Origin of the sequence: Trichocoleus sp. FACHB-90 (genome assembly GCF_014695505.1) — a bacterium.
GTDB classification, from domain to species: Bacteria; Cyanobacteriota; Cyanobacteriia; order Cyanobacteriales; family FACHB-T130; genus Funiculus; species Funiculus sociatus.
The window spans coordinates 64,706-88,654 of sequence record NZ_JACJOK010000032.1 but is presented as its reverse complement, the minus strand read 5'-3'; the positions used below and the strand labels follow the sequence as shown (position 1 = coordinate 88,654).

The 23,949-nt window shown below is 43.2% G+C and carries 16 protein-coding genes; 3 read left to right on the top strand and 13 right to left on the bottom strand.

Features of this window, described 5'->3' with window-relative positions; translation table 11 throughout:
• Positions 1–5: 5 nt before the first annotated feature.
• The 10 genes from H6F74_RS30955 to H6F74_RS09930 form a co-directional block, all read right to left on the bottom strand.
• Positions 6–1,181, bottom strand: coding sequence for a glycosyltransferase (locus H6F74_RS30955; protein ID WP_190439947.1), 1,176 nt, complete (start codon positions 1,179–1,181; stop codon positions 6–8).
• Complete coding sequence (locus H6F74_RS09970; RefSeq protein ID WP_190439944.1) at positions 1,178–2,638, bottom strand: hypothetical protein; 1,461 nt, start codon at positions 2,636–2,638, stop codon at positions 1,178–1,180. The genes H6F74_RS30955 and H6F74_RS09970 overlap by 4 nt, the downstream gene beginning before the upstream one ends.
• A gap of 96 nt (positions 2,639–2,734) precedes the next feature.
• A complete protein-coding gene (locus H6F74_RS09965; RefSeq protein WP_190439942.1) occupies positions 2,735–3,871 on the bottom strand; it encodes a glycosyltransferase in 1,137 nt (378 codons plus the stop codon).
• Positions 3,868–5,334: an oligosaccharide flippase family protein gene (locus tag H6F74_RS09960; protein ID WP_190439939.1), complete on the bottom strand. Its 1,467-nt coding sequence runs from the start codon at positions 5,332–5,334 to the stop codon at positions 3,868–3,870. The genes H6F74_RS09965 and H6F74_RS09960 overlap by 4 nt, the downstream gene beginning before the upstream one ends.
• Positions 5,335–5,397: 63 nt before the next feature.
• Positions 5,398–6,552, bottom strand: coding sequence for a glycosyltransferase family 4 protein (locus tag H6F74_RS09955; protein WP_190439925.1), 1,155 nt, complete (start codon positions 6,550–6,552; stop codon positions 5,398–5,400).
• Positions 6,553–6,630: 78 nt separating this feature from the next.
• Positions 6,631–7,338, bottom strand: coding sequence for a class I SAM-dependent methyltransferase (locus tag H6F74_RS09950; RefSeq protein WP_190439923.1), 708 nt, complete (start codon positions 7,336–7,338; stop codon positions 6,631–6,633).
• Between the two features lie 6 nt (positions 7,339–7,344).
• Positions 7,345–8,283, bottom strand: coding sequence for a class I SAM-dependent methyltransferase (locus H6F74_RS09945; protein ID WP_190439920.1), 939 nt, complete (start codon positions 8,281–8,283; stop codon positions 7,345–7,347).
• A 2-nt stretch (positions 8,284–8,285) separates the two neighbouring features.
• The gene (locus tag H6F74_RS09940) at positions 8,286–9,269 is read right to left on the bottom strand and encodes a glycosyltransferase family 2 protein (protein WP_190439918.1); all 984 of its coding nucleotides are present in this window, start codon (positions 9,267–9,269) and stop codon (positions 8,286–8,288) included.
• Positions 9,270–9,352: 83 nt separating this feature from the next.
• Positions 9,353–9,904, bottom strand: a complete 552-nt coding sequence (locus H6F74_RS09935; RefSeq protein WP_190439915.1) for a hypothetical protein — start codon at positions 9,902–9,904, stop codon at positions 9,353–9,355.
• 76 nt (positions 9,905–9,980) lie between these two features.
• Positions 9,981–11,702 (bottom strand): S-layer homology domain-containing protein, encoded by a 1,722-nt coding sequence (locus H6F74_RS09930; protein WP_190439912.1) that lies wholly within the window; start codon positions 11,700–11,702, stop codon positions 9,981–9,983.
• 216 nt (positions 11,703–11,918) lie between these two features.
• Between H6F74_RS09930 and H6F74_RS09925 the strand changes: the two genes are divergently transcribed.
• The gene (locus H6F74_RS09925; RefSeq protein ID WP_190439909.1) at positions 11,919–13,409 is read left to right on the top strand and encodes an SLBB domain-containing protein; all 1,491 of its coding nucleotides are present in this window, start codon (positions 11,919–11,921) and stop codon (positions 13,407–13,409) included.
• Positions 13,410–13,675: 266 nt separating this feature from the next.
• Here H6F74_RS09925 and H6F74_RS09920 read toward each other — a convergent pair whose 3' ends face one another.
• Positions 13,676–15,832, bottom strand: a complete 2,157-nt coding sequence (locus H6F74_RS09920; RefSeq protein WP_190439906.1) for a glycosyltransferase family 39 protein — start codon at positions 15,830–15,832, stop codon at positions 13,676–13,678.
• Positions 15,833–16,145: 313 nt separating this feature from the next.
• Between H6F74_RS09920 and H6F74_RS09915 the strand changes: the two genes are divergently transcribed.
• A complete protein-coding gene (locus H6F74_RS09915) occupies positions 16,146–17,156 on the top strand; it encodes an NAD-dependent epimerase (protein ID WP_190439904.1) in 1,011 nt (336 codons plus the stop codon).
• Between the two features lie 431 nt (positions 17,157–17,587).
• Here H6F74_RS09915 and H6F74_RS09910 read toward each other — a convergent pair whose 3' ends face one another.
• Both H6F74_RS09910 and H6F74_RS09905 read right to left on the bottom strand, forming a co-directional pair.
• Positions 17,588–19,972: a polysaccharide biosynthesis tyrosine autokinase gene (locus H6F74_RS09910; protein WP_190439901.1), complete on the bottom strand. Its 2,385-nt coding sequence runs from the start codon at positions 19,970–19,972 to the stop codon at positions 17,588–17,590.
• 277 nt (positions 19,973–20,249) lie between these two features.
• Entirely contained in the window at positions 20,250–21,767 is a 1,518-nt protein-coding gene (locus H6F74_RS09905) for a glycosyltransferase family 39 protein (protein WP_199301042.1), read from the bottom strand.
• 313 nt (positions 21,768–22,080) lie between these two features.
• On the opposite strand from H6F74_RS09905, the gene H6F74_RS09900 reads away from it, so the two are divergent.
• Positions 22,081–23,613, top strand: a complete 1,533-nt coding sequence (locus H6F74_RS09900; protein ID WP_199301041.1) for a glycosyltransferase family 39 protein — start codon at positions 22,081–22,083, stop codon at positions 23,611–23,613.
• Positions 23,614–23,949: the final 336 nt, after the last annotated feature.

The following is a 23,949-nucleotide window of genomic DNA, read 5'->3' as shown; positions in this document are numbered from 1 at the left end:
AGCTATTATTTAGGTAGAAGAATGTCAGTATAAATTTCAACCATTTTCGTAGCGATACGCTCCCAAGTATACTGCTCGGCAATCAATTTACGAGCGCGATCGCCCATTTCTTTAGCTTGTTGAGGGCAATTGAGAAAATCTTGCACAAACTGCGCGATCGCTTCGACATCCAGTTCTGCTACATAACCAAGTTGATACTGTTTTACTACAGAAGCGAGAGCAACGCCAGAGGTGGCGAGAACGGGCTTCCCCGCCGCCATTGCTTCTAAAACCGCAATGCCAAAGTTTTCCGAGTAGGAAGTCAGGGCAAATAAATCCGCGCCTTGCAGCAACAAGTCTTTCATTTCACCAGAAACAAATCCAGCGAGATAAGTGCGATCGCGAATTCCCGCCGAAACTAAGAGGGTATCAATTGTATCTTCGTACTCAGCAGAACCACTCCCCGCTACGACAAAAGTAAAGCGACGATTTGCCACTTTTCCCAATGCAGGAATTAGATAATCTAAACCTTTTTTCGGATGCAAGCGAGATAAAAATAAGATTACTGGTTCATCTTCCGGAACCTTCAGCAGTTGCCGCAATTTATAACCAGCTTCCGGTATTGGAGGAGGTGTAAATAAGCCATTTCGTAAAACAAAATTGGCTGACTTAAGATTTAGTTTAGAGGTTTCTTGTTGCTCTTGTTCAGATGTGAAGTGAACAGCTCGACTACAGTTTAAATTAGCACGTTGAATTAATGTTATATAAATTTGTTTTTTGAACGTCCTTTGTTGCAAAGCCCATTCACCGAGTTGTCCCTGCGGTCGGATAATATAAGGAATATGTTTGATGCGCGCGATCGCCATCGCCAACGTAGACACATAAGAAAACATTCCATAGACGTGTATAATATCGTACTCAGCTATATGTCGCCACAACCAAGTTGTTAGCTGACTGGAAAAAACAAAGCCTCGCACTGAAGCAATGGGTGGCGAAAAGCGAGGAAAAAACCAAACAGGAACTTGCTCGTATTCTATACACTTCTGCAATGGGACATCCAGCAAATCGGAGCCATTGTCGTTAGTCGTAACAATCTCAGCCTTTACACCTTGCTCTTGTAAGGCTTTTGCCATTTCTAAGATTGCCCGACTTGCTCCACCATGCACTGGAGCAATTGAAGGTATAACGTGGAGAACTTTCACTGTGTTTTTTTCTGCCCAAGGGAAAGTAGAAAGTAAAACGAAGTGCCTATAATTGTATACCGAATCCCGTTGGCTAAACTGTTAGATAAAGGTAAATCTACGAAAAGAAATTGAATAGCAATGGGAAGATAAATCGCCCACCCATAGAAGAATAAATTCGTCCCGATTCTTTTCTGGGGAGATTCATAGATTATTCCCAGCAACACTCCTACTGCTAAGGCAAAAATTCCACAGGCGATTAATCCACCAATATATTCAAAATTATAATACCATTCAGCAGCTTGGCTAATAGCAATCCCAGTTCTAGACTCTAAAGTTCTATTAAAAAATATTGATGCAAAAAACACTACTTTTCTAGTTATTTCGCCTTTTTCTGGCAAAATAAACGAAGGTACTAAACTATACAAAGCAGCTATTATCGTGGCTCCTTTTGCAGGTTCTAATTGATTAATAATAATATCAAGTGAACGGGCGGCGGTGCGAAATCCATCTGTTCGGCTAGATAAAAAACCTACAGAGCTTGTAAGATATTCTCCTAAAGTTAAATAATTCTTTGACAGATATTCAGGAATAGTTTCGACAACAAATGGCAAAGCATCCCATAAGCTCAAAGAACGCAGATAAAAAGCATCTAAAGAACGAATAGCGCGTGTTAGTGGAGCAATAACTAGAGCTGTTGCCATAGTAAATAAAAAGATTTGTAAGAAGGATATCGCTCTGCTCACCCATAAAACTAACAAGAGGTTGGTTGTAACTGAAAGTAATGCCAGCTTAGAGCCAGAAATTAAGGCAAATAAATACTGTTCGCCAAACATTATGGCAGCTATAGTCAGCCGGGAGAAAGTACGGTGTTGAGGCGAGCAAGCCAGAATTAAGCAGTACATCTGGGCCGCAAAAGTTGTGGTAATTGCCAAGTAATTAATCAATGTTCCCCAAACAGAGAGCTTTACATATGCGACCGTACTAAAACTGATATAGGCTCCCGTGGCTATCTGAAAGAGACGGATAGGAATGGTAAATCCTAGATATAAAGCTAATGCTCGATTTATATTGGTAGTAGAAATCGGTAAAGGAAGACCTTTTTTTGGGGAAGTTTTTTCGCTAATTTTTAATCCCAAATCAAAGGCAAGCAGGGTGACTAAGGTAAATAAAAATAGATAAGTAGCTGTGTGGTTAGCAATCTCTGGATTCCTCACATACATGATGTCAAATCTATCTTTTTGACCGTAATAACCACCAAAAGCAAATAAAAGTGTGGGAATTCCGTAGTAAACTAAGATAATCGCTCTGTAAAGTAATCGAGGTTGGAAAAGGTCAAGGGTCGGAAGAGGCTGACGCACAAAAGGCCAAAGGCAGAGAATAAATATTCCTATTCCGTTGGCAAAAACCATTAAGCGATCGCCACTAGGAATAGAGCCTGAGAAAAACACTGCCGCAAGTATTGCCACTGCTAACAATACCAGTGGCGCAATAATTAAATAAGTTTGTCCGAGTTGACGAGATTTAAGTTGCGATCGCGAGTGTTGAGATGACATAAAAAATTAGTTTAATTGCTACTGGTTAATAGCTTCAGGTAAAGCCAAACGCAAATAAGCTTCGGCAATCTTGTCTACAGCAAAATCAGCGGCTCGTTGTTGACGCATAACTTTGTTTTCAGATCCATCTGCTTCCAAAACTCGTTGGATAGCAGCAGCCATACCATCTACATCTCCTAATTTTACTAATTCCCCTACTTTACCTTGCTGCAAAATTTCTTCTGGCCCAAAAGGGCAATTCATAGATACTACGGGAACGCCTACAGCTAAAGCTTCTGCAACTACAATTCCAAAACCTTCGTAGCGAGAAGATAGTACAAAACACCGAGAGCGTTTCATCCAGCGAAACGGGTTAGTATCAAACCCAACTAAATGCACTCGATCTTGCAAGTTAAGAGTTTTGGCTAATTGAGTTAAAGATTCGCGTTCTGGCCCATCGCCTACTAATACTAAATGTATGTCTAGGGGTAGTTGAACTAAAGCTTGAATTAGCCAATCAAAACCTTTTTGATTGTGATACCTTCCTACGCCAACAATATAGTCAAATTTTACCCAATCTGGTAAAGGAATTTGACTTTGAGCATCAATAGTTTTTAAATCTAGCGGGTTGTAAATGGTTTGCACTTTTAGGTTTTTTGAGAGGACGCGCAACTCCTCTGCTACACCCTCCGACGCAGCTACTACAGCAGTAGCTTGGGGATAAAACCAGCGCCGCAACCAGCTTACCCTAAGATAATTTTTTCGAGAAAAAGGTAGTGCATTTCCTATGGTAGTTTGTTCGCTGACAATTAGGCGGGTTGTAGTCTGAGGCTGTAGAGTTTTTGCTGCCAGTAAAACAGTATTGCTATTAAACAAAATCGAGATAATCGCATCCATCCGCATCTCACTATTTCTCAAATAGGGAGCAAGTCGGGCTGCTTTATTGATAAATGAACCAGTCCTACGCAGGAAGTTTGGGTGATAAACGGTTATTCCTAGCGATTGAACTTTTACGGCTGGATGGATATAGTAATTTGTGGCTTCTTTTTGAAAGAGAAACAGAACAACTTCTATATGCGGATATGCTTGAGCAATTTGGTTGGCAAGTAAAACAGCAACTTGCTGTCCTCCACCAATATCCAAAGTAGGGATGTAGATGCCTAAACGATATTTCATTTGCTACGACTCCCCCAAAGCCGCGATTTTTCTTCTGCACTAACGATTGACAAAATACCTAAAACAGCGATCGCTATCAAGAGGAACAACGTTACCAACCAACTAATCAAAGTTGGCAGATGTAACTGTTCCACTCCATATGCTAAGCTCACGCTGGCAATACTCCACAAACACAAGATACCAATTTGCCGCTGCAAAAGTGTTTCGAGTCCTTGCCAGATAGTAGCAAGCATTATTGATAGCTGAAGTCCACTAGCTATCAATAAACCAGAGACGAAAGCCATACCTTGCCACTGCGGGATCAACCCAAATGTAAAGCCGATAAAAACAACTTTTTGAGTTACTGCTGCTACAGCGATCGCTTTCGTATTACCAGCAGTTAAACTGTAAAGATTAACACTCTCTACCACCACAGTCAGCGCCGCCCACCAACTCAAACCCATCACCAGGGGTAATGCTCCTAGATACTCTTTGCCAAACAGCACTCCGATCAAACTTTGTGCTGTAAGATTCAACAGCATCGCCAGTGTGAGTGCAAGTATCCAATTACTCCGCAAATGTAGCGATCGCAACCGCTGAAAATCTTCGCTTTGAGTACCGTGCGCTTCCGATAAAATAGATACAGCCACAGGCGCGATCGCTCCCGGCAAAAAACCTACAATTTGACTTAGAGACTGCCCGATCCTCAGTTCCCCTAGCGTTTCCACTCCCGCCACACGCCCAATTTCTCCCATCATTGGCAAAGACACCAAACCAATTAAAGCGCTCCCAGCGTAAAATGGCACGCCAAATCGCAAAATCTGATAACTTTCTTGCCTGAAATTTTCTAGATTCAGCAAAATGTGATGTTGCTGGATGCTGCGGCGGAAGTAAAAAAATGCGACACTTGCTTGCAACCAAGAACCTACCATCAAACCGACAAAAGCACCAGCCAAACCATAACGCCACGCCAAAACAGGAGATAATAGCAATCGTGACAAAGCGCCAGCGGTTGTGGAGAGAGAGTGAGCCTTAAAATTGTGGAGACTCAACAGCCCCGTCATCATAATAGAACTGATGCCCTCTGCAAACAGCGTCAGCGCCGCATAACCAAACCATGCTGCTGCGTCTTTGTTAGATAGCCAATACCCCGCCAAAGGGAGGCGCAACAGCCATACAGCCGCCGTTAAAATCGTAAAACTCAGCCCCATCAAAACGCTACCCACACCTAGCAAACGCCCAGCAGCCACTGGATCGGTGCGGTATATTTGCGCCCCATTGCGGTGCATGGCGATATCAACTCCCAATCGCCCTAAAATACTGCCGCTTTGCACCAGGAAAAACACCAGACTGTAAATTCCCAGTTGATTAGCACCCAGCAGCCGCGCTAAGGGAACCAGCACCAAGACACCAGATAGGCGCACTACGACGCTAGCAATGCTTAACAGCAGACTTCCTTTGACGAACTTTGCAACAATTGACAATAACTTTACCCAATGCGGTTCATTTTCTCGTTCCCTAGCGTAAGCTTGGAGAACGAGAAAGTGCTACTTCGCAGCCAAAGCATGAGCGTAAGCAGCAATCATTTTTTCGCCGTAGTCATCCCAAGATAAAGTTTGCTTAGCTTGTTTTAAGGCATTATCGCCCATATGCGATCGCTGTTGAGGATTCTCATAGAAAAACAAGATTTTCTCTTTGAGTGCTTCCACATCTCGAATTGGTATACAAAAACCATCTATCCCATCTCTGACAATATCCTCACCTCCCGTATTAGTAGTATGAATTACAGGCAAGCCACAAGCCATCGCCTGCGCCATCACCATACCAAATCCATCTTCAACGGAAACCAAACAAAACACCGAGCATTGAGAATAAAACCAGCGTAGTTGATTTTGAGGTTGCTTGCCTTTGAGAAGAATGCGATCGCTTTGATATTTCTGCAAAAAAGGCTGTATTTCTTGCTCCAGCGAACCCACCAGCCACAACTCGGCATCTGGTAACTTCAACTCATAGAAAGCTTGTAATAAATACTGTATCCCCTTCCGCAGGTTAATCCCACCGCAGTATATTACTCGGAAGACATTATCCTCCTTTGAAACTGGATAAAACTCCTTCAAAGAAGTCCCGTAGGGAACATGAATCAGCTTACTTTCAGGTATGCCTCGCTCTAAAAATGTACGTTTGGCAAATACGCTTGGAACCGCAATCAAATCGGTTTCCGCATATTCTTGTAACTCCCGCTCGTACACCCCCATATCAGTGTTAGTAAATTTTAATCCCCAGCGTTCATATTCCTCTTGCAAAAGTTGAGTTTGGGATTCTACATGACAGCTACCCTCATCAACTACCGTCACAGCTCCCAACTCCTTCGCTTTCTGTAAAGAGTGCAGGCACAAACTCGACAAACCGACAAACAAATCCGAGCTAGATGATAGATAATTCAGAACATTTTTATCAAAATTATCCCGAAACCAGAAAGGTAAATTATTGCCATTTCTTAACTGCGTTGGTATTTTCCGCCAAGCACGAGACAAAATTTCTAAATGCCAAATCGAGCGAATTAATGACGGTTCAATCCCATATTTAGTGATGGCAAAAGTCGGATATGTAGATATGAGGCTATCAAGATAACCTCTCTGCTGTAATTGCTGCGCTAGGTAAAACGACCAGAAACGTCCAAATACTGATACAGTAACTTTCATTAGTCAAAATATCCGACGACTAAAGCCGTAGCTATACAAACAAAGCCTGCGGGCATTGATCTTTTACTCTATTTATTCTCAGTCTCCTATTTTTTGACACAAAATTTGTAAATCGCTGCACAGTAAACCTGGTAAAAGTTGTTTCACTAGCCCTAATCTACCACTTCCTTGCACCTGCAATATTTTATATCCACCAAACTTACTTAACAACCAATTAAGTCGCTCTAAAGTGAAATAGTGTATGTGTCCCCCATCCCATTCGCGCATTTCCCAACACATAGTTGTAGAGGTAACGGGTAAATTTCCTCCCAGCAATGCCAAACGATGTTTAATATAAGCAATATTAGGTACATTAATTACTAAATATCCTTTCGGCTTAGTGACTCTAGCAATTTCCTCAATAACGGCGAACGGGTCGAATAAATGCTCCAAAACCATTAGCATAGTGATAGCATCAAACATCCCATTGTCAAAAGGTAGACAATTAGAATCGATATTATGCTGATTGGTGCTAAATTTATCTTTTAAAAGCTCCCAGCTTGGATATGTTACTATATCTAACCCAAAGCCTTTGTTAAATAGGTTTTGCAAAGTAATTAAATTACTGAGATTTCCACAGCCCACATCTAATAAATTCTCGAAGGCTGCGTAGGGAGCCAGCATTTCATAAGCTATCTGAATCCGGCTTTTTCTCCCCCATCTTCCTACAAAATTAATATGTTCGGGGATATTAGAAGTATTGCTGTAATTGAGGGCGTGGTTCTCATAAAATTTTTTCGTATCCATAGTATTTTATAATTTTTCTAAAATAATAAAATGGCTTCTTAGAACAAAATCTTCAATTGTTAAATGAGTAAATTTTGCCAGTACCTGTTTAAATATTGGTGCTGTTCTTAAGGATTCAGCCTCTTTACTGAAATCTACCACGACTGATTTTGGTTGAAAACCTATTTCCTGGTAAAGTTCAAAATACTCGCTTGCGGAAAGTTTACTAAATAAATCTAACTCGATATAACGCCCGCCATTTTGCAGTTCATAAGCAGGATCTCGTAAATGGGCATGATAATAATTTTGGTAATCTGTAGGCTCCATCATCAAATGATTGTAGCCATTTTCCAGTCCGCCTCGCCCAGAAAAGTGATCGCCACCCAAACAATACCAGATAGGGCCATAGCTTGCATACATAATGCCGCCAGGACGTAGAAGGCTATAGAGATTTTTTAATACACTTTTTAAATCTCGGCAGTGTTCAAATACGGCATCGCTGCAAATAATATCAAATTCTCCCAGTAATGTCTTATCAATTTCCGCAATATCTGCCTGATGAAATGTTAATTTGGTCGGTAAATTAGCTTGGTTAACATATTCTTGAACTTTTTGCCAGCAGCCTGCAAAATTATATAAATCTATACCAACAATTTCTTTAGGTTTAAAACGCAAATATGAACCGAAATCCCAAGCACTACCACAACCGATCACCAGTACCCGCGAGTTACTTAGAGGAACATATCGGTTAACCCAACGCCGCCTTGCTAGAGTGGATAATCCTTTGCCTGGAAGTACCAGGTTAATTGGATAAGGTTGATGAACAAATTTCTTGCCGTATAGTATTTTGTAAAGGGGTCGTCTAATTAAAGTGTCGGCAATATCTCTGAGGCGATCGCGTACTCCCAACCCAATATCCGGATCGAAGTGAAAATCTGGTGGCGACAAGTCAGTGGTATCAAGCATAATTACTCATGAACAGGCGCAGTAGCAATGAGTTGAGATGGTCTTTTGAAGATAATATCAACTACACTAAAACCCTTCTGCCTATATAGTTTGAAGAACATTGCCAAGTCTAACCATTCTTGACGCGATCGCAACCACTTCTCATACAAAACATATTTGGCATAATTGGCTAAATCTTGCCATCCATGATTAAAATGTACCCATAACCAAAAAACTTGACAAAAAACCGGAATTACTGTTCCGACAACAACTATTCGCCGCAGATGCTTAAACAAGCAACGCAGCAACAGCGCCACCCAAGACTTGTCATAAACAAAGTATAAAGTTCGCAGAGAGGCACGTCCCCGCAGTTGACTTGCAATTTCTGCTGCATCTTCAGGTGTCACTGTGGTGACTTTCAAATTATAGTCAAAACAGATTCTTGCTCCCGTTCGTTCTAAATCGCGGACAAACTTAACATCTTCACCCGCCAAAATTGGCAAAAGATATCCATCCGGAAAGCCATTAGTTTTCAAAAAAGCTTCGCGACGTACAGAAAAACCTTCTGTCCAACCACCTTTTCCGGTGTAGTAAGTTAAGTGCATTGCGTAACGATAGCGTGGGTATGGATGCTGAATATTAGTAACAACTAATTCCACTCCCAAAGCATCGCAATTTTCCTGAGTGTATTTTTGTTTTACCTGTTCACAAAAATTATGTGGCAAGCTGACATCAGCATTTAGAATTACCACTACATCAGATGTGGCACGCTGTACGCCTACATTACGGGCAGAAGAGCGCCCTAAAGCGCGATCGCGATGAATTAATTTTACCTGCTTCCCAAAAGTATCAGCAACTAAGCGATCAGTTCCATCGGATGAGTCATCTACAACGATAACTTCCGCAAACGGAGAACTTTGATTAAAAATGGTTTTGAGCGTATTGACCAAATCTTGTCCCTCATTATAGGAGGGAATTACTATGCCAATACTTAGCTCTTGCGACATGATTAATTACGTGTCCAAGATGGGCTGAAAACTAATTAAGTTAATAGTTAAGAGTTACTAACTCCCAACTATTAACTCACTTGTTAGGTACCTGAAGCATTAACTAAAGCTTCTAAAACTGCTCGGATAGTCAGCAATTCGTCTGGACGACTGTTCAAAAACTCGCCCCCGCTGCCATTTATCAAAGCATTATAAGAGGCAATTGCTGCCCTGAGTTCACCTGCATTGACCGTCCCATTTGATGTTAGTCCTTGCAAGCTGGCGAGCAGATTTCTCACCAGCGCTGGATTGCTGCCTCCGGAAGCATTAGATAGAGTGGTTATAAGCTGGCTAGCGTTAGTTGAAACATCTCCGCTACCAGCCAATACACTACCTAAGCTGCTATTTGCTAGCTGAGAATTTATTGAGTCAGCTGCTCGATTAACAGCATCGGAATTTCTAAATGATATTCTGCCAGATGCTCCGCCTCCGCTGGGGATGAAAGCGCCGTTAACAATGTCGCTAGTCGTGGGAATTGGCCCAGTAATATCGGAAGCGTTGCCCACTTGAGCATGAGCTTTTGTGTTTGCCAGCACAAGAGACAAGCCCACAGCCAAACTCAGACCAAGATGTAAAGAAAAACGTTTGAGAACCATACAATTTTTCCCAATTCTATAAATGAAATACCTACTACACATTGGCTAAGGAAAAACTTTTTTTGCCTTTTGCCTTTTAGAAGGTGATGCCATAACCTACACCCAGAATAAACCTTCCTCCACCACTACCAGCATTACCCGTCACATCGGCAACACCTGGGGTGATGATTAAGGGTATATTCGGGAATGGAGCGATAGAAGCACCCAAATTCAAATCTTGACCACTCCATTCTGCAATAAGGGAGATGGGTTGAGCCACCCGCACGCCGACGCTACCAAACGGATTCACCGAATCTCTGCCAGCCCTGATATCAGCGAGGGAACGGAAGCGACCGCCGCCCAAGCCCACAGAAGCGGTGACAGAAGGGGTAAAGCCTGATGTTGTCCGAGATGCTAGTGGGAAGACTTTACTGACGACACCATAAACGGTGCTGTAGCCGGGGTCGGGATTTCCAAAGGTATCGAAATTTTCAACTCCTACAGCAACTGCTAAGTCCTCGCCAAACAGACGGTGAACTTTGAAGCTAATGCCGCCATCCTCGAAGCTATCATCGCCGAACAGGTCATAAATTGAGACTGTGCCTTCTACACCAACGGCTTTTCTGGCATCACCAAGACCAATACCAGCTGCAATCACCCCGTCATCCTGATTGGTGCCACGGGTTCTTTCTTGGTAGCCTGCGCCGATATATGCCTGTCCCCGGTCAGCGCCAAAACCTGTGGGTGTACCAATACTGGAGTTACCGCCAATTAAGCGCCGTAGTTCTTCTACTATCGATGGTTCGGGAAGTCGATACTGCTGTCTGAGGGCTGCAACTTGTTCGGCGGTGAGTGGTGGGGGTGTTGATGCTACTGGTGGTTCGTAGCCGACAATGTAACGAGTAGCTACGTTGGTTGCGGGTAGCGGCTGCAATTGCCCCGCGTTAACTAATGCCTGGTAGATAAACGCTGCTACGTCGGCACGAGTTGCTACCTGATTAGGATTAAGCAGAGCAACGTTGGGAAAATTGACAACAAGTTGATTTTCTGTGGCGGCTGCGATCGCAATCCGTGCATAGTCAGGTATGCTGGCAGCATCCTGATAAAAGGTGTTTAAAGCTACGTTTTCCGTCGGTTGAAGGTTAAGCCCGCTCACCAATGAAACTAAAACTTGGACGCGAGGGATACTTTGATTGGGAAGGAAAACTCGATTAGGATACCCTTCCAAAAATCCAGTCCGGTATGCTTCCTGAATTGCCGTATAAGCCCAGAAATTCGGAGGTACATCTACAAAATCCACTGCTTGGCGAGTGGCAGCTGTTTGGAACGCCTTCCGGATCATGGCGGCGAACTGAGCGCGGGTAACAGGTTCATTCGGGCGGAAGGTGCCATCGGGAAAGCCGACGATAACTTCTCTGGCTGCCAGTTCTTCAATGAAAGCTTGCGCCCAGTTTCCCTGAACATCGGGGAAGCTGCTTACTGCTTGAGCCACTCTCGCTGGCGCTTTAATCACCGGGCGTTGCTGTACGCTCTTTCTCTGTCGCGCCGAATTGGATCTCGTGGCGGTTCCTCCAGCAGGGGGGTTCGTTGGTGGACGCAGAGCATCAGCCCCCATAATGGTTTCCATGAGTGCTTCCCCAGTGGCTCCGCTCCCTCTGGGGTTTGATGCCACTATCCTAGAATTTGCTGCCGGGGAAGCCCAACTGTTTACCGCGTAGATTCCCCCACTGCCCACAAACAAACTCATTAAGATGGGTACTCTGTACCACAGCTTCCTGTTTATTCGATTTAAACGACCCCTACCCTTTGCTGGTGTCATGACCTTACCACTCCTCTACTTGCCGCAATTTCTATTGTCACCTCAAAGTTACACGACTTTGAGAAAATTACGGTTGTGATTCAAATATATATTGCAACTTTTTTGGGATTCTATCCGTCATAGGCGTGACTTTGTGTAACGAAACTCAATAGTTTTTGAATACATAGTGCTAACGTAAGCGCAAAAAAACAATCTGACACAAGCGGGAATTTTTCTATGACTGGTGCTAGTTTTCGTCGATTTCTGCTTCGGCCCATTGCGGGTTTCTCTGTGGTCGCGATCGCTTCCACGAACGCTTCCCTTCCGGTAGTGGCTCAACTTCCTAATATCCAGCCGCCTCCTGCTCCGCCGACACAAAACGTTCCAAATGTCAATCAAGCGCCGACAGAAACAGCTTACACATTGGGAGGAGGCGATCGCATTCGTCTTGATATTTTTGACGTTCCCGAATACAGTGGCGAATATCAGGTTTTAGTCGATGGCACCCTCAACCTGCCAATCGTCGGCAGCGTAGAAGTTGAGGGACTGACAATCAGACAAGCAAGCGATAGAATTTCTAACCTTTATGCTCGCTTTGTCAAACGCCCTGTACTCACCGTGAGTCTGCTCTTGCCCCGTCCCGTCAAACTCAGCGTCGCCGGAGAAGTCACTCGTCCCGGTGCCTACACCGTTCCCCTAACTGAAGGTAGAACATTTCCCACAGTTACTCAGGCACTTCAGCTGGCTGGAGGCATTACCCAAGTAGCAAACGTCCGTTCTGTACAGATTCGCCGCCGGGGCGCCCCTGGAAGGCAGCAACAGTTCAGCGTCGATCTTTTTGATTTACTCAGGAACGGCGACCTGAGTCAAGACATCTCTCTGCGAGATGGAGATACAATTTTTATCCCCACAACCACAACTCTCAATAGCACCGAAAACCGTCTACTAGCTGATGCCACCTTTGCATCCCAGCCAAACGTACCGCTGAAAATTATTGTTGTCGGTGAAGTATTGCGTCCCGGCCCCTATACGGTTACGTCAGGAAACGTCGTTCAGAACCCCGCCGGAGTCACTGGCCCCAGCGCCCTTCCCGGTGGAGCCGGAAATGTTGTAGGCGACCGCCCCACAGTCACGCGGGCAATTCAACTCGCTGGCGGTATTACACCCACAGCTGACATTCGCCGCGTCGAAATCCGCCGCCCCACCAGAACAGGTGCCGAACAGTTGATCGCCGTAGATCTCTGGCAACTATTACAAGGCGGGGATCTGGCTCAAGATGCAATTTTGCAAGAGGGGGATACTATTGCAATTCCCACAGCCAGTAACATAGACCCAGCGGAAGCACCCCAAATAGCAGCAGCTAGTTTTTCTCCTAATCTCATTAGAGTGAATGTGGTCGGGGAAGTCGCCAGGCCTGGGTCTGTGGAAGTGCCACCCAACACCCCTTTAAATCAAGCGCTGTTGGCAGCTGGTGGGTTCAACAATCGCGCCCGCAAGAGCCGGGTCGATCTGATTCGCCTTAACCCCAACGGCACCGTCTCTAAACGAACGATAGATATAAATTTGGCTCAGGGTATCAACGATCAAAGCAATCCCATCCTGCGGAATAACGATGTAGTTGTTATAAACCGCTCCGGTCTTGCTAGTGTCTCAGATACTCTAGGCACGATTTTAAGTCCGGTTGGGAGTATTTTCACTTTCTTTAACTTTTTCAGGATCTTTCAGTAAAAAAGTGAATTTACCCGAATTCACTTTTTTGATGCTATAGATTTGATCCCCAATCCTCCTTAAAAAGCGCAGGGTGGTTTCATACAATCGAAGAAAATATTGGAGCGAGATTTTGTAGGGGCATGGCATTGCCATGCCCCTACCACCAAACAAAATCAAGGTTACAGAATTTTCTTTTAATCAATGAAACCACCCTGCAATCCCTCTTTTTAAGTGGGAGTTTGCAGGTTAACAGCACTAACCGAAAAGTATTGCCGTGAGGAGTGTCAATTTACCACCTCGACTTCGCCAATAACCGCCTGGGTTCCTTGGGAATTTCCTGCCGCATCGCGTACTGGCAAGGCTTGTTTGTTGCTATCCGAGAACCACCCTACCTCAAGGCGGTAACGCTGGGGTGGCGTACCGGGCGGTAGTGTTAGCTTGTGGACATCGCGCAATAATGACCCTGACGGTGTTTGAGCTTTGGAAAGATAGCCGTCCAGTGGTTTTCCCTCGCGAGTAGCGATTGGGGCAACGCGATCGCGCAAACTAATATTAATCGTCAAATCTGGCGGCAATGGTGTCAGAAATTCCCAATAAAATGTTACTAAAACCTCTTGACTGAAAGAAGATTTTGATGTTTTAAAGTCATAACCGCGCAGGCGTACTTGTTCCCCGAAATACAAGTCGAGAGGAAACTGGATACGTTTTAAATCTTCAGCTAAGGGAACCGCACCAGGATAGATTTTTGCATAGTCAATATCGTGCAGCCGCACAGTGTGTAAAGGTTGCTGCGCCCCAAAGTAAGCCAGCATCTTTGGATCTGGCAACTGACGCTGGAATTGGTTGTAGTACAAGACGACGCGATTAGCCTTTGTCCAAGGCTGTTCAGGTTCGACGAATTTGTATATTGAGATAGTTTGACCTTGAAAATATGCCCCAAAAGCCCTCCCAGACCAACTAGCTGCTACCATTTGTTTAGCATTAGGTGACTGGTTCAACCATTTAGCGGCAAGGTCAAGACCCTCGCCTTGACCAATCATAAATATATCTTTGGCAACCCGCGAACCACCGAATAACGGGTTATAGTAGCTCAAGTAATAAGGGCAGTAGGGTACAAGGAAGATTAGTTGCAATAAAAACAGCGCGATCGCAGTCGTTACGCCTCGATTAATCTTACCCGCCCCAAACCGCACCCAACGGGCGATTTCTAACCAGCCAACCGCAGCTAAGATAGCTAGCACTGGCAAGAAAAGATTAATGTAACGGTCGATCTTACTATCGCTAGCCGAGAGGATAAGTAGGACAGACAAGGGTACTAATGCAAGTGCAATAACTTCCTGCTGGCAAAACTTTTCCGCGAACCTCTGCACGCCAGTCGTCACAAATGGGTTTCCCCTCGCAAGGCGCTGGTCTAACCTCTCCCCCAAATCTGGTTCCCCCAAGGGGCTTAGTGCCTTATCTCTGGCACGTCGCAGCCTGGGTATCACCAACACTGCACCCACAGCCAATAACCCCACTTGCAGCACTGGGGAGAGACGATAAGCCAGCACTAGCGGATAAAAAATAACTCCCGGCGAATCAGTAATCTGCCCTAAAAAGAAAAGAAGACCTCTAGCGGACTCATTCAACACACCTTTGTAAATCTGACTCACAACATAGGAGGGTGACACCCACATTGCAGGCCAAATCGCAATAATTGTAACTAAGATGCTGCCTCCCCACCACCGGAGATCCGCAAATCGCCGCTTCCAACCTTTTTGAGGAAAATTGGTTTGCCAAACTCCGAACTCACTCAGCACTACCCAGATACTAATAGCAGGCAAGAGAAACAGCGCAGTTACTTTTGTAACCGTCGCCAACCCCATGAACGCACCGGAGAGGATGAGTAATTTGCGATCGCGCCGGACATCCCCCCGCAGATAAAGTAGAAACAACAGCAACGCCAAAACGCTAAAGTCAGCCATCAGCGCATCCGTGGTGAGGTAGCGCTGATAAGCTAAAAAGAACGGTTCTAGTAGCAGTAAACTTAGGGTACACAGCGCTACAGATCGCCCCAAAAGCCGTTTGGTGAGTACATATAGGTACACCATACAACCGGAAGCGATCGCTGCCTGTAGCAGGCGAGGCAGCACGTAAAAGGCTATGGGAAACTGGACGGTATCCAAACAAGCATCTAAATTTGCTGGCTGATCTAAACCTGGAAGCAGCTTGTGCAGCTGACAATTGAACAACATACTGATGCCAATCAGCCACATATTGGTTACGCCCGGATGATGGCGAAGATATGTGCCAGTTAAGTCTCCCTCCAACAAGTGCTTGATAAAAGTGCTGCCGCGAGTCATCCACAACACTTCGTCCGAATTAATGGGGACAGTAATTGCCACAACACGCAGCGCTAGCGACACGATAAATATGCCGAGCCAAAGTGGGGGAAATTTCATTTTTGTCAAGTGTATGTAAAAAACTAATGAATAATGACTAGCTCTGTGTTTCCCGGCGCGAAAGAATCTGTGGGACTTGCGGAACAGCTTAATAATCGATATGGTCAAGGAGCTTTATCAGTTTGACATTGTACAAGAACGTGCAAGAGCGCGATCGCGTATGATTAGGCAGTTCAAAGTAACTATGGCATCCACTGGGGTTTTTGGGATAGATTAATTAGCTTGGACATCCTCGTGTTGGTGATCTATTCCCAATACCAGGAAATAAACCCGCAGAGATTGTTACTCTCCTAACAGCTAGTAAAGACAAAATATGAGCAAAATTCTTGTTACTGGTGCCGCTGGTTTTATTGGCTTTTTTTTGTGCAAACAGTTGCTAGATCAAGGAGAAGAAGTCATTGGTCTCGACAATCTCAATGATTATTATGATGTCACTTTAAAAAAGGCTCGCTTGGCTCAATTGACAGACAAAAATAATTTTCATTTTTACCAACTGGATTTAGCTGATCGTCAGGGAATGGCTCAATTATTTGCCGATATTAAACCAGATCGAGTGTTGCACATGGCAGCTCAGGCGGGTGTACGTTACTCGCTCAAAAATCCCCATGCCTATGTTGATTGTAACCTGGTGGGGTTTATGAATATCTTAGAGGGTTGTCGGTATTCGGGAGTAAAACATTTAGTATATGCCTCTTCTAGCTCTGTGTATGGTTCTAATAAGAAAATGCCTTTTTCGGTGCATGACAATGTAGACCATCCAGTGAGTTTATATGCAGCAACTAAAAAGGCAAATGAATTGATGGCTCACACTTACAGTCATTTGTATAATTTACCTACTACTGGACTGCGTTTTTTTACGGTCTATGGGCCTTGGGTCCGTCCAGATATGGCGCTGTTTTTGTTTACTAAAGCGATTTTAGAAGGTCGCGCGATTGAAGTTTTCAATTATGGTAAAATGCGACGCGATTTCACCTATATTGATGATATTACCGAAGGAGTTTTGCGGGTATCTGATAATATTCCCTCCCCAAATCCTGACTGGTCGGGATACGATCCAGATCCGGGAATGAGTGCCGCTCCTTACAAAATTTACAATATTGGCAACAACAAGCCTGTTGAATTAGGATATTTTATTGAGGTTTTGGAAGATTGTCTTGGTACTAAGGCTGTAAAAAATTTGCGGCCAATGCAACCGGGTGATGTTCCAGAAACTTATGCCAATATTGATGATTTGCAAAAAGATGTTGGCTTTAAACCCTCAACTTCTATTGAGGTGGGAATTCCCCGTTTTGTTGAGTGGTATCGTTCTTTTTACGGTGTTTAGTCATTAGTCGTTTTCTCGTTCCCAGGCTAAAAGTCTGGGAGCGACTGGATAGGTTGCTGCTTCCTGTTTATTGAAAATGGTGCAAAATGTGAGTTATTACGAACGTTTGGCGTCTCGTAAAATTAAGTGATAGATAGCAGTTTTAAATATATAATGGCGAGTAAAGATGTTCTATAGAACGTCTTGGAAGAAGAAATTTTGACGATTAATAAAGGAATTTCTATACCTATAGATTAACAACAAATCAGGCAGAATTCTTACCCATGAGTCAACTCATGTACAAGCATGAAGGTAGTTCAACACCAGGGGCGCGAGGCTGACAGACTGATAGAGCCACGCACCTACAATGGTGGGCAACTGGCACACAAACTTGAGCGCTACACCAATTATTAGGGTGGGAAATGCCCACCCTAATAACTAATAACTAATGACTAATTACTGCGGACGTTAAATCGTTTCTGCAAGAGCTTTTTGGCATTTTCTACTTCCGAGTTTTCAGAAGTGTAGTAGCGGGTGTAGTAATAGTAAGAACCGCTGGTTCCTCTCCTGACACCGTTAGCTACCATACCCAACACAGGGGCGCTGGAAATTTTCAACGCATCTATGGCTTGCAGCAGCACGGAACGGTCTGTTTTACCCAGTCTGGCAACCATGATCACCCCATTGGTATGTACAGCCAAAAGTCTGCCATCTGCCAAACCCAGAATAGGCGGCGTGTCATAGATAACCAGGTCAAAAACGGCGTTTAACTGCTCCATTAAATACTGCATTCGCTTGGAGGAAAGCAGCCTGGTGGGATCTGGGGGGATTTGTCCTGCTGTGAGTACGTACAGGTTATCCCAAGAAGGTAATCGCTGAATGGCTTCTCTGGGGGTTAAACCAGTGGCTATGACGTTGCTGAGTCCCTGGTTATTTTCTAAACCCAGAACGTGATGAACTTGGGGACGGCGCAAATCTGCATCCACTAGCAGGACTCGCTGACCCATTGCGGCGGCGGCTTGCGCTAGGTGGACGGAAACGGTAGATTTCCCGTCTGCGGGGGAGGCTGAGCTAACGACTAGGGAGTGAATGGGGGTATCAGAACCGAGAAAGCGAACATTAGTATGCAGGGAGCGGAAGGCTTCTAAGAAGGGTGAAGCGTTGTACCAGCTAGCTTTGCGGTTGTTGGCTCGCTCTCTTGAGGTGGTTTCCCTAGCTTGGTTCTCCGCTTTGGTGCGGCTACTTTCACCTTGCGTTAAGTTGACTAACTCGACTATTGGCTTGAATAGCTTAAGTTCTTTTTGATGGGGAATGAGTCCGAGAAGTGGCAACCGGGTGCTTTCTTTGAGTTCTTCAGGGGAGTGGAATACGTTGTCTAGTCGTTCTGCGAGGATGGCGGCTGCTAGTCCTAACATTAAACCAGCGATCGCTCCCATAATTATATTCCGCTTCGGCTTGGGAAAGATTGGTTGTTCTGGCTTCTGGGGTTTGGAGATCAGCTGCCAAGGTAGAGATTTTTGCGCTGCTTCAATCTGGAGGGTTTCTTTGACACCGAGAAAGCGGTTTAAACTCTCGGTGGCTACGGTGAGTTCTCGCTGTAAATCCGTGTATTGACGGGCAATTACAGGCAATAATCTTACTTGTTGATTTAAGATATTTTCGGCTCGCGCGATCGCTTGATAGCGCAGCTGCAAAACCTGCATTTGGTTAGCCGCATCAACATATTGCTGAGTTAGTTCTAGGCGAATTGAATTTGGAGAAGCAAGGGAAGGTTCATTAGTAACAGCGGTAGTTCCCAGCACCGCCGCCGCCTCTTTTCGCAACAAAGGCAGCAAATTTTGCCGTTGGTTTTGTAGTGCCTGAATATTTGGGCTTTCTGGCAAAAACCGCGCTGATTCGGTAGCGAGTTTGGTTTCTACTTCCTGTAACTTTTTGAGTAGCTCTTGGTAGCGCGGTGCTTCGGAGAGTGCAGCAGTTGCGATCGCTTGTTGTGGCGGTATGCCTAACTGTTTTTGTAGCGCTGCATACAGCGAACTTGCTTCATTTTGTTTTACACGAGTATCTAATTTCTGTTCCTCTATCTCAGTTACTTGCTGAGCCAGTTGTTTTGCTTGTTCTTCCGGATCGAGGATATTGTAACGTTGGCGAAATGTTTGCAGTTGTCCCTGGAGTTTGTCCACTCTTTCCCGCAAAGCAGGCAATTGACCTTCTACAAACTTAATTCCCTGGTTGAGGTTGCTTTGTCTCTCTTGCAGCGAGTACCTGAGATAAACTTTTGCTAGTTCAAATAAGACATACTTAATTTTATCTGGATCGGTATCGCGGTAACGAACTTCTAAAATTTTCGTTTTTTCCAGCTGGATAATATTGAGTCGGTTCTCCACAACCAGCGACTCATAGCTGACGTCGGGATAGCGTTTTTTTAGAAATTCGACAATCCCCGCCATTCGTTCCGAACTAAGTAAAACTTTAATTTGGGTTTCGTAATCTAAACTAGACTCTTGTAAATCTTGAGCGACACCAGGCACTTGAGTTAATTTACTTAGCTTATTTTCAGCTGTAACTGGTTCTACCAGTAGCTGGAAGCTGCCTTCATACTTGGGTGTCTGGCTGTATGTCCACGCCCCGACACCGGATGTCACTGCGATCGCCACCCCCAAAATCACCAATGCGCGGCGACGCACCACCATCAATAGTTGACGCACATTCAATTCGTCGCGATCGCCTTGCGGAAACTGAGTTTCCTCGTTTAGCGACAAACGCGATAAATCCGTGTCTTTACGTTGCTTGCCATTCCCGTTAGACGATGACGGTTGAGAATATTGACCCGCTTCCATCTAGACCCCTGCCCTATCAGTATGCTTTTTTGACCCGACCACCAGGTAAATTTCTGGTTCTTGCCTAATTTTGCACCATGAAAGCCCAATATGCTACACGTCAGCAGTCATATTGTTATACGATGTTGCATTCCTACAGATAATCCTCACCTCCGCCACCTACCCCTAATATGTAGGTTCGGCGATCGGTAACTCAACCCAGCGAAGCAGTAAACTTGATGAATTGTTTGGTTTCTAAGAACGTCTCTGTTTTGCTAAACTAAGTTTCATTACCACCCTACTGTCTTATCTTTTCCAGCTCGTTTCCTGATAAACGATAAATTTTTGCTACTATCCTTCCATTATTTGAGAAAGTTTTCACTGGTTCATATTGCTCCCAATAACTCGGTTCTTTTCCTAGTATCTTTTCATTTCTAGTTTGGGGATTTTTGATGTGTATTAGATATGTGTATTCCAACAAATCATTAGCTTCTGCTTCTAATTCTAAATTTTTAAATTCTGTTGGTACATAATATCTGGCAATACTTTTCTTCTCATTCGTTAAGTAATATCCCCGCTCATCTACTGTTTTAATATACGTCCCAATCTCTTCCCAATGCCTATAATAGGGAAAGGCAAATGCACTTTGTTTATGCTTTTTCGGAAGTTCTATCATTAAGAAGTTTTTATCTTCCCAAGCATACTCTTTACTATGATCTACAAACATTACATGAGCAAGTAAAAAAAGCAACAAACACATTACCGCTTTTATGGACAAAAATTTAAAATTTACTTTGGATTTTCTGTAAACTAAAAATTCTAATCTCTCCAATCCATAGGCGATTAAAATACAAAAAGGTAATATATATGTATAAATATGTGTTCCCGGCTGGCTAACTAATACTTCCATAGCAACAAAAGGGAACAAAAACCAAACTATAATTGAAAATGTCTTTTTTATGTTAGACAGAGACAAAGCGCCTAATATGGCATATAAATATATGACAAAGATTGGATTGTAAATCTTGAATGTACTTATTGAATCTTCTGGTCTGGTGCTTATTCTGCTCGCCCAATACTCTTTAGTAGATTCCGATACAGATAGGAAAAAAGGCACATAAAAAATAGCTATCATTCCTACCAATATAACTAGAGCAAAACTTAAATGTTTAACTTTAACTTCTTTTGACAATATACTTTTATTTGTATACCAGCTATAGAGAACGTAACAAACAAATGGCGCTATAAAAATTCCATCAAAATGTGCAAGAATAGAAAATCCCCAAAAAGTTATTCCCCAATATAAACCCGAAACTCTCCACTTCTCATTCTCTATATACAAAGATAAAAAATATAAAGCTAAAATTGAAAATAAAATTACTAAAGATTGGTATTGAACTATCCTGGCAAAAGCAACGAACAAACCGTTAGTCGCCATAAAGAACGCCGAGTATAAAGCGATTTTTTCTCCAAAATGAAGTTTAACGAACTTATAAAAAAAATATATAGCGAGTATTCCTGCTACAGCAAAAGGTAGTCTAACAAAAAACTCATTATTATAGTTAGGATTAAATATTTTAATAATATAGGTAACGAAAAATTGAATTGGGCCCTTCCTTTGGCTGAACAAAAATTCAGATATTCCTTGCCCTGCTTCCGGTCGGTAAAATGCCTTAATCTCGTCGCCTTGATAATCAGAATATCCTAAATTGATTAGTCTTAACCAGAGGGTAACAAAGATTAGATAAATTAAAGGAAAAGCCTTTATAAGCTTTTTCATCTCACCTATACCGCTTAAATTTTTAACTTGATTCATGTAATGATAATGTGTTTTTTTATTTGTGACAAGCTAATAACGTCGTTCTTCATCCCGCATTAATCTGAAAACCCTCGAATCGCAACTCTGGGTTCTGGTAAGTTATTCCTGGAGGATTGCTCTTCTCACTCGTGCTGTATGTCCCGTTCTGGGAATTTGTCTGCGGCTCAAATTCTTTAACAAATGAAGTTTACAACCGTAGATTTAAACAGTCAAGATGCCAAACAACGCCTGAGCGAGTATAGTAACAATCAAGTGTATCTTTTCCTTAAGTATGCCCAAGCTTAAAACAGTCTTTCTTAACGTCTTCATAATGTCTCTTTATGTTTGCTTTGTTCTTGCCATCAGACCAGTGAGACAAACCTTTGAATTTGACTATGATGAGGGACTAAACTTAATTAAAGCGCTTTTATACTCGAAAGGGTTTTCTCTTTATACGCAAATTTGGAGCGATCAACCGCCTCTTTTAACGGTTATTTTATCACATTGGTTCAGTTTATTTGGATATTCAGTTTTTGCGGCCCGCTTGCTAATTTTGCTTTTTTCGGCATTATTAGTTTGGTCATTTTATCAAATTATCCGCTACTCTCTGGGGATGATCCCAGCTCTCTTAGCCACGCTTTTATTATTGACTTCCTGGCTATTTGTTAGGCTCAGTATTGCCGTGATGATTGGCATCCCCACTTTGTCCCTGGCTATGTTTTCTATTTATTTCCTGACCCTCTATAAACGCCACCGTCGTAACATATTTATTATTTTATCAGGAGGCTTGTTCGCTTTATCTTTACAAACAAAACTGTTTACTGTCTTTCTTATCCCTCTGATACTGCTCTATTTGTGGGATTTTAAAATTATAGATCGTAAGGCAAATAATAATCCAGAGGGTAAGGTTTCTCCCAACCCCTTCCCGACAAAGAGAAGGGCGTTCAATTTCTCTCTATCTCCTATAAGCGACGGGGGTTTGGGGCTTAAATCTGTCTTATCCAAATATAACGTCTGGTACTCGTGTTTGCTTTGGCTAGGTACTTTTTTAGGAGTTTACGTTACTGTTGGCCTTTTGTGTCATTCATTAAATTATGAGCAGCTATTTCAAGCTCATTTAGGAGAAGGCGTAAAATCGGGATTTAAAGAGTTCAATAATATAGATTATTTGCGATATTTAATGATTCAAGACTTAGATTATATATTTTTAGCCTTAATCGGCACCTGGGCAATTTTTTTAAACAAACAAAGAGAAGGATTTTTGCCTTTAGCGTGGCTGGCGACAGCTATCCTACTTCTTTTAAACCATAAACCAGTTTGGGATCACCACTACACTTTGCTGGCAATTCCCATTACCTGGCTCGCTGCCTATGGAGTTGCTTTCATTGTTGATTTTTTCCCCAAGGGCTGGAACTCTAATTTCAAGTCACTGAAAATAAAAAAGCTGATCTTACCAGGAATTGCAACAGCAATTCTAATTTTCTCAATGATTGCAATTCCTGTTAAGCCTAAAGGCAAACCACCCAAAAATATGGAAGTTATGAATTTGGTGTTAAAATATAAAGATTCTACTCAATGGCTATTCACAGATCGTCCAATATACGCATTTTATGCAGGGTTGTCTGTGCCGCCAGAAATTGCGGTAATATCAGAAAAACGATTTAATTCAGGAAATTTGACCAACGACGATTTACTGACGATATTAGAGAAATATCGTCCAGAGCAGATTGTGTTTGCCAGGTGGACAGAGAAATTCAAAAGTGACGAAAAAATCAGCGCTTATATTAAAGAAAATTACTCAAAAACATATGAAAATGAGAAAGACACTGTGGAACACTATGTATTAAAAGAATTTTCCAGGTAAGATGGGCGCGATCGCTTGCATCTGGCTTCGCGTTTTGGTAGCCTGCACTACATCATAAAAATTTACCGAATTAACGCTTGTGGCGATCGTTGCCCACCCTACCAATAAACTGAAACTACCTAAATTAGAAGATTGTGACTACATTGCGTTCAATCCAAAATCATGCGCTGTTTTGGGAAGAACCAATCTCCCCAAAAATCGCTTCAAAATCCAAAATCCAAAATTGTTATGGCTAATGCTGAAACATATTTTCAGCGAGCAAGTCTGTTTGATTATGCACTGAGTGTAAGATTTTAATGTCAGCTACTAAAGTGCAGGCACATCAGTAAACTGAAT